This window comes from Nannocystis pusilla (genome assembly GCF_026626665.1).
GTDB lineage: Bacteria > Myxococcota_A > Polyangia > Nannocystales > Nannocystaceae > Nannocystis > Nannocystis pusilla.
In genome coordinates, this window is sequence record NZ_JAPNKE010000002.1 from 9,891,896 (window position 1) to 9,903,885 (window position 11,990).

9 protein-coding genes are annotated in these 11,990 nt (G+C 72.1%); 6 read left to right on the plus strand and 3 right to left on the minus strand.

What is annotated here, in order from left to right; translation table 11 throughout:
* Position 1: 1 nt before the first annotated feature.
* From OV079_RS43820 to OV079_RS43830, 3 genes are read left to right on the plus strand one after another with little or no spacing between them, the layout of a single operon-like run.
* Positions 2 to 1,351 (plus strand): APC family permease, encoded by a 1,350-nt coding sequence (locus OV079_RS43820; RefSeq protein ID WP_267775748.1) that lies wholly within the window; start codon positions 2 to 4, stop codon positions 1,349 to 1,351.
* Positions 1,352 to 1,382: 31 nt separating this feature from the next.
* A complete protein-coding gene (locus OV079_RS43825) occupies positions 1,383 to 3,011 on the plus strand; it encodes a rhodanese-like domain-containing protein (RefSeq protein ID WP_267775750.1) in 1,629 nt (542 codons plus the stop codon).
* On the plus strand, positions 3,008 to 4,174 hold the full coding sequence (locus tag OV079_RS43830) for a hypothetical protein (protein WP_267775752.1): 1,167 nt from the start codon (positions 3,008 to 3,010) through the stop codon (positions 4,172 to 4,174). Before OV079_RS43825 ends, OV079_RS43830 begins: the two co-directional genes overlap by 4 nt.
* Before the next feature lie 327 nt (positions 4,175 to 4,501).
* Here OV079_RS43830 and OV079_RS43835 read toward each other — a convergent pair whose 3' ends face one another.
* Positions 4,502 to 5,692, minus strand: coding sequence for an RCC1 domain-containing protein (locus tag OV079_RS43835; RefSeq protein ID WP_267775753.1), 1,191 nt, complete (start codon positions 5,690 to 5,692; stop codon positions 4,502 to 4,504).
* A 298-nt stretch (positions 5,693 to 5,990) separates the two neighbouring features.
* Here OV079_RS43835 and OV079_RS43840 point away from each other — a divergent pair, with 298 nt between their 5' ends.
* From OV079_RS43840 to OV079_RS43850, 3 genes are all read left to right on the plus strand, one after another.
* Positions 5,991 to 6,161: a hypothetical protein gene (locus OV079_RS43840; RefSeq protein ID WP_267775754.1), complete on the plus strand. Its 171-nt coding sequence runs from the start codon at positions 5,991 to 5,993 to the stop codon at positions 6,159 to 6,161.
* 628 nt (positions 6,162 to 6,789) lie between these two features.
* Positions 6,790 to 7,500, plus strand: coding sequence for an alkaline phosphatase family protein (locus tag OV079_RS43845; protein ID WP_267775755.1), 711 nt, complete (start codon positions 6,790 to 6,792; stop codon positions 7,498 to 7,500).
* A complete protein-coding gene (locus tag OV079_RS43850) occupies positions 7,497 to 8,183 on the plus strand; it encodes an alkaline phosphatase family protein (protein ID WP_267775756.1) in 687 nt (228 codons plus the stop codon). The genes OV079_RS43845 and OV079_RS43850 overlap by 4 nt, the downstream gene beginning before the upstream one ends.
* 61 nt (positions 8,184 to 8,244) lie before the next feature.
* Here OV079_RS43850 and OV079_RS43855 read toward each other — a convergent pair whose 3' ends face one another.
* Positions 8,245 to 9,285: a hypothetical protein gene (locus OV079_RS43855; protein WP_267775758.1), complete on the minus strand. Its 1,041-nt coding sequence runs from the start codon at positions 9,283 to 9,285 to the stop codon at positions 8,245 to 8,247.
* An 85-nt stretch (positions 9,286 to 9,370) separates the two neighbouring features.
* A complete protein-coding gene (locus OV079_RS43860; protein WP_267775760.1) occupies positions 9,371 to 11,851 on the minus strand; it encodes an FG-GAP repeat domain-containing protein in 2,481 nt (826 codons plus the stop codon).
* Positions 11,852 to 11,990: the final 139 nt, after the last annotated feature.

Sequence of the window (11,990 nt, forward strand, 5' to 3'; positions counted from 1 at the left end):
GGTGGGCCGCGCGACCGGGACTGCGGCGCCGAACACCCCGTCGGGGATGTTCCGCGGGCTCGGGCTCGTGGCCACCACCGCGCTCGTGGTCGGCAACATGATCGGCTCGGGGATCTACGTGATCCCGTCGAGCCTGGCCGAGACGGCGGGGCCGCTCGGGATGGTGGCGTGGGCGATCAACGCCGCCGGCTACCTGTGCCTCACCGCGGTGTTCGCCGACCTCGGCGGCGCGTACCCGGTGTCGGGCGGGCTGCAGGCGTTCGCGCGCCGGGCCTTCGGCGACCTCGTCGGGCTCGAGGTCGGGTTTCTCTACTGGCTGTGCGCAGTGATCGGCAACGCGGCGTTCCTGACGGCCTTCGTCGGCTACCTCGCGGTGCTGTGGCCGGCCGCCGGCGACCCGTGGACGGCCTTCGCCGTCAGCCAGGCGCTGCTGTGGGCGCTGACGCTGACGAACGCGATCGGGGTGCGCGCGGGCGGGGCGGTGCAGGTGGTCACGGTGATCTGCAAGCTGGCGCCGCTGGTGATCCTCAGCGTCGCGCTGTGGCCGATGGCGTCGCTGGACAACCTCGAGCCGTTCGCGCCGAAGGGCTGGGGCTCGCTGCTGCCGGCGGTGTCGCTGGTGTCGTGGCTGTTCGTCGGCATGGAGTCGGTCACGGTGCCGGCCGAGGAGATCGTCGGCGCCGGTCGCACGATCCGGAAGTCGGTCTACATCGGCTTCCTCATGACCAGCGCGGTCTACCTGCTGGTCCTCGGCTCGCTCAGCCTGGCCGTGCCCGCCGAGCTGCTGGCGAAGAGCGCCAGCCCGCTCGCCGACGTCGCGGCGCACCACTTCGGGCCGACGGCGGCGACGCTGGTGACGGTCGGCGCGCTGGTGTCGGTGGCGGGGATCTTGAACGGCTGGGTGCTGGTCACGAGCCGCATGGCCCACGCGACCGCGCGCGACGGGCTCGGGCCGCGCGCGCTGGCGCGGCTGCACCCGCGCTTCGGCACGCCGACCCGCGCGCTGGTGCTCACGGCGGTGCTGTCGGGGGCGCTGGTCGGGCTCTACTTCAGCGGGTCGATGCTCGAGATCTACAACTTCATCGCCCTGCTCTCGACCGCGACCGCGCTGGTCGCCATCGGGGCGGCCTGCGCGGCCCAGCTGGTGCTGATGCGGCGCGAACCCGACCGCTTCACGCCGCAGCAGCGCCGCCGCGGGCGGTGGACCGCATCGGTCGGCCTGGCCGTGGTCGCCCTGATGATCGCCGGCTCGGGGGCGACGATCGTCGCGCTCACGGCCGGCTGCTTGCTGCTGCCGTTGCCGTATTATCTCGTGGCGCTGCGCCGGCGAGCCGATGCGCCTGCGCCTTGAGACAGGACCTTACGAGCATGTGTGGAGAGACATGTTGAAACGGACAGACCCGAAGGCGGTGACCTCGGAAGCGCTGCTGACGATGCCGGTCCACGAGCGGCTGGTGAAGCTCAACTGGCTCGGACAGCTGTGGACCGCGCCCGACGGGACGCCGCTCTTGCCGGTCGAGTTCGTCGGCCGCCAGGGCCGCACGGTCCAGCTGGTCGACGTGCGCGAGGCCGAGGAGCTGACGGGCCCGCTCGGCTACGTGCCGGGCAGCGTGTGGCTGCCGCTGGCCCGCATCCACGAGGCCGCGAGCCGCTGGGCGCCCGGGACGCCGGTGGTGCTGGTGTCGCGCAACGGCGGGCCGCGGGCGGCTCAGGCGGCCCAGGCGCTCGAGTGCCTCGGCATGGAGTTCGTCGCGGTGATGGACGGCGGGATCTCGGCGTGGCGCAAGCTCGGGTTCGCGACGATGCGCGACGAGGCGATCTTCCGCCAGGCCGAGGTGCCGGCGCCGCCGCCGGTCGAGATCGAGACGGCGCCCGGGCCGCTGAGCCAGGCGCAGATCGAGGCCCACATCGGCGACGCGCAGCGGGTCCGGTGGGTCAAGATGGCGGCGCTGATGCTGCACAGCAAGACGTCGTGCGTCGACGGCCGCGACGACCACGCGGTGGTCGGCACCCCCGGCGGCGACGCGGGCGAGTTCCTGCTGGCCCTGGCGGCGGTCGAGCGCGTGACCGGCCAGCCGGTCCCGCTCGAGCGGATCGCCGCGCTGCTCGAGGGCTACGTCGAGACGTTCGGCCACTTCTACATCCACTCCGACACGACCGCCGGCAACAACCTGATCGCCGCGATGCGGGCCGACCCTGCGCTCTCGGACAGGTTGCCGCCGACCAGCTCGGGGCCGAAGGAGTGGCGCGCGTTCCTCCACAGCCCGCCCGAGGCGCTGCGCCCGCTGGTGCTGGGGCACATGATCACGCCCGGCAACCTCGGCTGCGGCCACCTGCGCCTGATGCTGCAGCACCCCGAGCGCTACCTGATCCGCCGCCCGCTGGTGGAGGCGTTCCTGCGCGCGCTGTTCTCGCTGCGCTGGAACGGGATGGTCGAGCTCGACCTGGTGATCCTCGGCGGCGGCCACGAGGAAGGCGCGGTCGTCAACGTCCGCCTCGAGCAAGGCGTGTGGGCGTTCACCCGCGTGCCGCTGATCTCCCCGGCCTGCGGGACGGCGGGCGTGCAGATCTTCGTCAACCACCCGCAGGTGGCCGACTTCATGCGCGAGCAGGTGGCGCGCTACTTCACGACCCACCGGAGCTGTTGCCGCTGGGCGAGGCGGAGTACGGGATCCTCCGCAAGGACATCCGCCGACTGGCGGAGATCCAGCAAGCCGCGACGCTGTCGGTGCTGGCGAAGGGGCTGCCAGTGTTCGACGTGGTGTTCCGCAACGCGCGCGAGTTCACGGTCAAGGCCGCCGGCGTGGTGGGCTAGCGCCGGGTCCGATCGCGGTCCCTGGGCCCGGATCGGCCATCGCGGCACGCTGGAGGCATGCGATGGACGAGATTGGCCCCGGTGCTGCTGCTGGCGTGCGCGTGCGGGCCGGGGGCGCCGCAGGACGGGGAGACCGACGGCTCGTCGTCGTCGGACTCGACGGCGGGCGGTCCCTCGACGTCGGCCGCGCCGATGACGACGGACGCGCCGACGACCGAAGGGCCGGCGCCGACGACCGACGGGCCGGATGACGAGACCTGTCCGAACAGTCAGCCGACTCTGACGCCGCTGTGGTCGGGGCTCGTCGAGCAGGAGGAAGGCGCGGAGCGGCTGGTCGCCGGAGGACCGCTGGTCCTGAGCGACGGCCGGATCGCCGTGCCGGCGACGGCGCGGCTCCCGGACTCGACCTTCGGCGTCAGCGTGGCGTGGGTCTCACCCGACGGGGCGCCGCTCGGGTGGAAGACGGGCGAGCTGCAGGCGCTGGAGCACCTCGAGGTGGCGGGGGCGGCGGTGGCGGCCGACGAGACGGTGATCGTGAGCGGCAGGGGCGTCGTCGGTGAGCAACAACTGCCGTTCATCGCCCGCTTCGACGCGGGCGAGCCGGAGCTGTCGCGGGCGGTGCTGAAGACGACGGTGCTGGACGTGCCGAAGGCGCTCGCGCTGCCCGCGGACGACACCGCGGTGCTGCTGGGCCTCTCGTCGCACCAGGACGGCACGTGGCTGGCGCGGGTGGACATCGACACCGGCGGGGCGCTGTGGGAGCTGGAGATGCTGCCCTCGGGCCACCTGGCGCCGCTGTCGCTGACGCTCGGGCCTTCAGGGGAGATCGTGGCGGCGGTGGGGATGTGGCCCAACAACGAGGCGGCGGTGATGCAGGTGATTCGCGCCGACGCGGCGGGGATGCTGCTGTGGACGCGCGACCTGCTCGAGCCGAACGCCCCCTCGGGCGCTCTCAACGACCTGGTGGTGACGCCCGACGGGCAGGTGGTCGTGCTGCAGCGGTGGTTCGCGCCGGAGGAGAGGATCACCGCGATCGGCCTGTCGCTCGCGGACGGGGCGACGCTGTGGGAGACGGAGGTCGCGGTCGCGGGCCCGGACGGGGCGCCCGAGCTGGTTCGCGCGCACGTCGACGCCGACGCGCTGCTGCTGCCGATCGCCCGCCAGGCGGCCAAGGACGCGCCGCTGTCGGTCGAGCTGCACCGCATGTCGTTCGCGGGGCAGGTCGTCCACATCGCGCCGCTGACGCTCGCGGGGCGCGAGAACGGGAGGCCCCTGGTGGAGGTCACGCGCGGGCGGTGCGGCGAGCTGGTGGTGCTTCAAAAAGAGGTCGTGCCGTGGCTGGGCTCGTTCGCGCCGTGAGGCCCGCGCGCGAGGATCGGCGCGTGCTTATCGGGAGATGTCCCGATGGACACGTGAAAGGGCGCGCTCGCCCGCGCCGTGCGCGAGGGTCGGCGAGGTGTCCATCGGGACATGTCTATAGGAGCATGTTTCTCGGCGCGCTCCGCCGGACGGCCGGGGTGGAACCGCCGGTGACGCGCTCGTCCGCGCCGCAGGTAAAGCTGCCCTTGGGACATGTCTTTAAATGCATGTCGATGCGAGCCCAGCCGGCCGTCATCGGCCTGCCGACGGCGGCGTGTGAGATGACCCTCTGGACATGTCCTCAGGGTCACATAAAAGCCGTCGGCCTCACGGCAGGCGGCGCGGGCCGAGGGCGCGGTGCTCGTCGCTGCCCCAGCAGGTGATGTTGCCGGTCGACTGCAGGGCGCACGAGTGGGCCGCGCCGAGGGCGAGGTCGACGGCGCCGGTGAGGCCGGGGACGGGCGTGGGGCGCGGGCGCGAGGCGGCGCCGCCGTCGACCTGGCCGTTGCGGCCGGCGCCCCAGCACAGGACCTTGTCGCCCTGGACTTTGGCGCAGGTGTGGGCGCCGCCGGCGGCGACCTCCTGCGCGCCGGTGAGGCCGGCGACGGCGACGGGGGTGCGCTGGGCGAAGGTGCCGGTGGTGCCGTCGCCGAGCTGGCCGTCCTGGTTGTGACCCCAGCAGACCACGCCGCCGGCCTTGCGGCGGGCGCAGTTGTGCTTGGCGCCGGCGACGAGGTCGACGGCGTCCGAGAGGCCGGGGACCGGCTTGGGGGTCGAGCGGCCGGCGTGGAGGCCGTCGCCGAGCTGACCCTCGGTGTTGCGGCCCCAGCACAGGACGGTGCCGGCGTCGGTGCGGCCGCAGGTGTGGGCGTCGCCGGCCGCGAGCTGGACGACCCGGCTGGTCGAAGGGACAGCCACGGGCCGGGCCGAGCGGTCGGCCTGGGTGCCGAGCTGGCCGTTCTCGCCGAGGCCCCAGCAGACCGCGCCGCCGGCCTTGCGGCGGGCGCACGCGTGCGCGGCACCGGTGACGACCTCGACCGCGTCGCCGAGGCCGGCGACCGCCACCGGGCTGGTGCTGCGGACGCCCGGGCGCGCGCCGGCGCCGTCGCCGAGCTGGCCGTCCTCGTTGTTGCCCCAACACAGCACCTGTCCGTTCGGCTTGCGCGCGCACGTGAAGTTGCCGCCGGCTGACACTTCGGACATGCCCGAAAGACCAGGTACGGGCGCGGCCCGCGGGAGGTCGGCCCGGCCGCCGTCGCCGAGCTGGCCGTCGCTGTTCTTGCCCCAACAGGCGATCGCGCCCGACTTGCGGCGGATACAGTTGTGCTCGCCGTGCGCGGAGACGGCGACGGTCGGGTCCGCTGGCGGAGGCGCCGGCTGCTGCGGCTGGGGGCGCGGCTGAGGCTGCGGCTGCGGGGTCGGCGGAGCCTGCGTGGGTGGCCGCGGCGGAGGCTTGTAGCCGCCATCGCACGCAGCGAGAGCGAGGGCGAGGAGCGCGATGCGCGAGCGAAGACGCATGTGGCCGCAGGGTAGACCATCCCCGTGGCACCGCGTCGGCCGAGCGCGTGCCAAAATGACAAACGAAAATATTTGGGAATACGGCGTAGGGGTATCTGGGCCCGCATGCAGCCCAGATCGAGGTTGGCCCGGGCGTTGCACAACCAAGGGGCATGGCTACCAAGCAGGAGAAAAAAGAGGCGAGCGAGTCGACGGTCGTGGTCGTGGGTGGACACGGTGGGATGTCGAGCCGCTATCGCGAGGTCGCGCAGCGCTTCGGTTGCTCGCTCCGGCACTTCGAGCAGCGGATCCCCCGGGCGTGCGCCACGGGGCCGGCAAGATCGCGCTCGTCGTGGTGATGGTCGGCATGGTCTCGCACGCGCTCCGCGACCAGATCAAAGACCTCGTCACCGACGACACCAAGGTGGTTTACCTGCGCACCGCGTCGGTCTCGGCGCTGCGGGCCGCGGTCGAGCAGAACGCTTCGTGAGCGGGCCTGCGACCGGCGACGCGCGTCGCAAGGGGTCGCGGTGAAACACGGCGTCGACCGATCGGGTCGATGGCAGAAGGCGCGTGGTGTCAGATTTTTGAAGACGCGAGTGGTGTGCGGATCGTGCCAGTGGTGGCGACGACGGAACGGTGCATGTGCGGCGATCGGCCCGCGAGGCTGTGATTCGTCGGTGAAGCGGGCGAGGTGAGGCGCGGGCGCCGGAGCGCCGGTGGAATTGACGCGCGGGGCCGCTGCGGGCGAACTGGCGGGGTGATGAAAGCGACCTCGCGCGGATGGAAGCGGCTCGGCGATCGTCGACTGCGACAACGGCCGGGATCGCCGGACATGACGGCCCCTGTCGCAAGGGACAGGCGGAGCGCGCGCCGCTCCGGCGGGCGCCGCGGCGCTCCTCGTTGTGTGATCGAGAGGACATGTCGTAAGGGACATGCCGAGGCGCTGCCGCGGGCGGAGGCCGCGCCCGTGAGCCGGGGGCCAGGCGCGAGCGCGGCGGGGATGCGGCGAGGGCGGGCTCCGGCGCGGGGGCTCGCGCGGGCGCGGGCGCGTGCTACCCGGCTGGCCGCGCGCGCACCGGCCGATCGGCGAGGTGCCCGCGAGCGAGGAGCCAGGCATGGCACGAAGAGCACGGATCGGAGCGCTGGTGTGTTTGGCGACGTGCGTCGCCACGACGGGCGAGCAGACGGCGGGGACCGAGGCGGACTGGGACCGGCCGGTGAAGCCGCCGAGCGACGCGGACGCGGCCGAGGGGCGCAGCCGCTGCAAGTACGAGGTGGGCGCGTTGCCGGCGGAGACGCAGGGCGAGTCGTACCCGAGCGGGGAGCAGATCCCGATCGATCACATCGTCGTGCTGATGCAGGAGAACCGCTCGTTCGACCACTACTTTCAGATGCTGCCGGTGCGCGGGCAACCGGAGGCCGACGTCGCGCCGGTCCATTTTTCGAATCCCGGGCCGGACGGCGCGCCGGTCTCCATCTACCACCAGAAGCAGCCCTGCTTCGGCAACACCAATCACTCGTGGGACGCGGTGCACGAGCAGCTCGCCGGCGGCAAGATGGACGGGTTCGTCAGCACCAACGAGGGCAAGGGCGACGACGTGATCGACGCGACGCTCAAGGGCGAGCGCGCGATGGGCTACTACGACGAGCCCGACCTGCCGTTTTACTACTGGCTGGCCAACGAGTTCGCGCTCGGCGACCGCTACTTCAGCTCGGTGCCGGGGCCGACGTGGCCGAACCGGATGTACCTCTACGCCGGCTCGTCGTACGGGCGCACGGTCAACGTCAACTTCAAACCGGAGGCGACAATTTCGACCACCTGGTGACCCGCGGCGTCAGCTTCCGCGTGTACTTCAGCGACGCCGGCGGGCTCGGCGACTTCTTGACGGGGATGCTGCCCGAGCCGGCCACGCAGCGGCAGCCGATCGCGCGCTTCTTCGCCGACGCGGCGGCGGGCAAGTTGCCGGCGGTGTCGTTCGTCAACGCGACGTTCGACGCGCCGGAGTCGAAGGCGACGTGGGAGCACCCGCCGTCGGTGGCGCAGCTCGGGCAGCTGTTCGTGGCGCGGGTGGTCGACGCGCTGCTGAAGAGCCCGAACTGGCCGCGCTCGGCGCTGTTCTTCGCCTACGACGAGCACGGCGGCCTGTTCGACCACGTGCCGCCGCCGGCCGCCTGCCCGCCCGACGCCCACCAGCCGGAGCTGCAGCCGCACGACCAGCACGGCCGCTTCGACCACCTGGGCCCGCGCGTGCCGTTCATCGTCGTGTCACCGTACGCGAAGAAGCACCACGTCAGCCACGAGGTCTACGACCACACGTCGATCCTCCGCTTCATCGAGGCCCGCTTCGTCCTGCCGGCCCTGACCGCCCGCGACGCCAACGCCCTGGCGCCGTGGGACATGTTCGACTTCTCGGTCCCGGCGCACGCCAAGCCGCCGCAGGTCACGCTGCCGCAGGTCGACGCCGGCGCGGTGACCCGCTGCGCCGAGCTCTACCCTGAGAAGCCTTGATGACTGCATGACCTCGAGGACATGCCTGGAAGAGCATGTCCCGAGAGTCATGTAGATGACCTCACGGGATGGTCTGGAAGCAGTAGAGGTGGGCGCTGTCGTTGCAGGGGATGGTGCCGTCGTCCGTCCAGGTGGAGGTCTCGGAGGTGATGGTGCCCTTGCGGCCGGTGCCCTGGTCGTCCATCCAGCCGCCGCACATCTCGACGGCGTTGGACTTGAGGCCGTCGGCCTGGGTGCCGGTCCAGGCGGACAGGTTGCCGGTGACCATCTGGCCGTTCTCGCCGATGTCGATGGGGACCAGCATCGGCGACTCGATGTCGAGGAGGTCCTCGTAGTTGATGGCGACCGTCTGGCCGTCGAGGCGCACGTACGGGACGGAGGACTTGTCGAGGCGGTCGGCCGCGCTGACCTCGCTGGTGCTGAGCCAGGCGACGAACGTGCGCCCGACCAGCAGGTCGCTGACGCCGGCCGCCTGGGCGCACCGCTCGTCGGCGCCGGCCAGGCCGCCGACCAGCGGGCCCTTGTAGACGGCGCTGGTGACGAACACGTAGCGCTGCTTGAAGGTGCAGTCGTCGTTGCAGGCGACGCCGCCGTCGCACTGCTCGCCGCAGGCGGGGCAGATGTACTTGTCGCCGCAGGCGGCCGGCTGACACGCGAGGGTGCAGGGGGCGTCCTCGGCGTTGTCGAGCCCGGCGTCGCAGACCTCGAGCTCGGCGTGGACGAAGCCGTCGCCGCAGACGGCCTTCGTGCAGCTGTCGAGGCAGTCGTCGGTGTTGTCGGTGTTGCCGTCGTCGCACAGCTCGCCGGGGTCCATGTTGCCGTCGCCGCAGAAGGCCGGGGGGGCCATGGTGCTGGTGACCGGGTCGGTGTCGGTGACCGGGTCGGTGCTGGTGACCAGCGTGGTGGTCGGCTCGGTCATCGACGGCAGCGTCGTCGGCGGCGTGGTGTTGCCGGACGTCGTCGTCGAGGTCGCGTCGGCGACGGTCTCGCTGTCGTCGCCGGGGCCGGTCGAACCAGTCGAGGTGGCGCCGGTGGGGTTGAAGCAGCCGGGGAGCAGGAGCAGGGCCAGGGCGACGCCGAGCCGCGGGACAAAAGGCAGCACGCGCCGAGTCTAGGCGCTCGCCGCGAGCCTGCCCAGAGCGGCGCAGGCAAGCGGCGAGCGCGGTTTTTCACGGGCGCGGCGGCGCTCAGCCGACCGGGCTGCAGTCCTTGATCTGGATGGCGTCGCTGTTGTTGTTCTCGAAGCACTCGAGGGCGAACTCGCCGCCCTGGCCGTCGTCGTCGACGACCACGGTGACGGTGCCGTTGACGCTGTCGTCGATGGCGCACGAGACGTCGCGGCACTCCTCGACCGGCACCGGCTCCGAGGTGTAGGCGACGCACAGGACCATGCCGTCGGCCGGGTCGCCGAGGTAGAAGGTCGCGGGCAGGTTGGCGCCCACGGCCTTCTTGCCGCGGTTGCAGACTGTGCTCGTCAGGACCACCTTGCCGTCCTTGCCCATGCAGCTCTGGTCGCCCAGCTTGCCGGTGATGTCAGGCAGCGCGGCCGGCGGGGTGTCGCCCTGGCGGTTCTGGCGGTAGTTGTTGAGGTCGGGCTGGAGGAAGTTGGCCGGCCACTGCGAGGTGGCCGGGATGCCGCCGTCGTCGTCGACGTTGGTGACCGAGTAGGCGTGCTGGTTCCACAGCGGACGCGACGAGGCCCAGCGGTCGAGCCTGTCCCGAAGGACACGCAGGCCGGTGAGGCCGACGCCCGGCGGGTGGACGGCGCGGCACACGTTGCCGGCGCCCGGAGTGCCGGCCAGCGGCTCGGTGCAGGCGTGGCCGCCGACGCACTGGGTGTCGTCGCTGCAGCGGCAGAAGCCGGCGTCGCAGATGAACGGCTCGCCGCACTCCTCGCCGGTCTCGCAGCGCAGGCCGCGGTGGATCGGGTCGATGTCGGGGCAGACGACGTTGCAGTTGTCGTTCGAGCCGACCAGGATCTCGGTGTTCTGGTCGTAGTCGGGGTCGCCGACCACGGGGTTTTCGTACCAGGTGCACGAGGTGCGGAAGGTCGAGTAGAGGACCTCGCCGGTGGCGCCCGCGTAGACGCGGAGGAAGCACTCGTCGGCGTAGACGGCCTCGGCGGCGCCGTCGCCCTCGAAGTCGAAGATCGACGAGCCGGTGTTCTGCGACGAGAGGTCCTGCGACGCCTGCGACCAGCGGATCCACGGGGCCACGCAGCCGGGCGCCATGCCGTCCTTGCAGTCGAGGTCGTAGATGCTGAAGGCCTTGCCGCCGGCGCTGGCGATCTCGGGGAAGCCGTCGGCGTCGAAGTCGCCGATGGTCGGCGGGCCGCCGCTGCCGAGGTCGGTGGTGGCGGCGAAGATCAGCTGACCCTCGAGGGTGTAGAGCTCGACCACGCCGCCGGTGACGCTGACGATCTCGGCGCGGCCGTCGAGCGCGGTGCCGTTGAAGCTGGCCGGGTCGGGGCCGGGGGTGCCGAAGTCGGCGAAGCCGTAGTGCGCGCCGCCGTCGGGGTCGCCCGGCCAGGCCATGTCCCAGGTGTTGGTGCCGACGTTCCAGCGCCACACGCCGGCGCCGACCAGCTCGGCCGCGCCGTCCTGGTCGAGGTCGCCGATCACCGAGAAGCGGTTGGCGCCGGCCCCGGGCACGACCTGGCCGGGGTTGAGGCGGGTGCCGGTGGCGCCGTCGTAGACCTCGCTGCCGGTGATGACCTCGGCGACGCCGTCGTCGTCGAGGTCGTGCAGCGAGGGGCCGTCCCAGCGGGTGGTCATGCTGTAGTCGGTGCCGGTGGCGACCCACTTGGTGACGTACTTCTTCTGCCCGACGTCCCAGCCGAAGGCGATCGTGCCGGACACCGCGCGGTGCGTGACGATCTCGGCCAGGCCGTCGCCGTCGATGTCGCCGATGGTCGGCGGGCTGGCGGCGATGATGCGGTTGGCGGGGTCGTCGATCGTCTCGATCAACTCGCAGGTGGTCCCGTCGAGCACGCGGATGACGCCGTAGTAGTTGGGGTCGGAGCCCCAGCCGGACGGCTCACCGCCGTCGGTGTAGTTGTAGGTGACGATGACGATCTCGGCCTGCGGGAACTCGACGTTGCTGCCGTGCGGGAGGTCGAAGATCAGCGGGGTCGTGAGCACCGACTTGTGGCCCGGGTAAGGGTCGCCGTCGGGCGGGGCGGTCCACTCGCACTGCACCGCCGGCTCGAACAGGCCGATGGTGACGTCGCCGACGCACTCGTCGTTGCTCCACTGGTTGGGACCTTCGCCGTACGGGATGCACACCGCGGGGCTCTCGCCGACCGGGAGGCAGCCGTCGGCGCAGCAATACGTGTCGCCGCTGCAGTCGTCGTCGGTCTGACACTCGCCTTCGCCGGGGGCACACTCGCCGCCGGCGCACACCAGGCCGGGCTTGCACTCCGCGCTGACGCCACAGGGCTCGCCCGCCTCGCCCGTGCCCTGGCCGCCGGTGGTGGTGCTCGTCGTCGGGTCGGTGGTGGTCGGCGCGGTGGTGCCGGTCGACGGGTCGGTGGTGCCGGTCGGATCGGTGAGGTTCGGCGTGGTCGAGGTCGGGAGCGTGGCGGTGCCGTCGTCGGCCGGGCGCCCGTTGTCGCCGCAACCGGCGAGCGCGAGGACGAGCGTACAAGGCAAGGCGTAGGCGCGTTTCATCGGAGGACCATCGCCCGGGCGCGCGCGAGCGTCAAGCGAACACGAAGATGACCGAAGAGACATGTGAGCGGCCGCCGATGCGAAGTCGCCGACGCACCGAAGACGCGCGCGTCGCGACGTGCGCCGACAAATGCGGGCG

What these genes read in the sequence shown, in the direction of transcription:
- OV079_RS43835 (WP_267775753.1), bottom strand. Translation starts at nt 5,692, where the DNA reads ATGCGTCTTCGCTCGCGCATCGCGCTCCTCGCCCTCGCTCTCGCTGCG.
- OV079_RS43830 (WP_267775752.1), top strand. Translation starts at nt 3,008, where the DNA reads ATGACGACGGACGCGCCGACGACCGAAGGGCCGGCGCCGACGACCGAC.
- OV079_RS43825 (WP_267775750.1), top strand. Translation starts at nt 1,383, where the DNA reads ATGTTGAAACGGACAGACCCGAAGGCGGTGACCTCGGAAGCGCTGCTG.
- OV079_RS43860 (WP_267775760.1), bottom strand. Translation starts at nt 11,851, where the DNA reads ATGAAACGCGCCTACGCCTTGCCTTGTACGCTCGTCCTCGCGCTCGCC.
- OV079_RS43845 (WP_267775755.1), top strand. Translation starts at nt 6,790, where the DNA reads ATGGCACGAAGAGCACGGATCGGAGCGCTGGTGTGTTTGGCGACGTGC.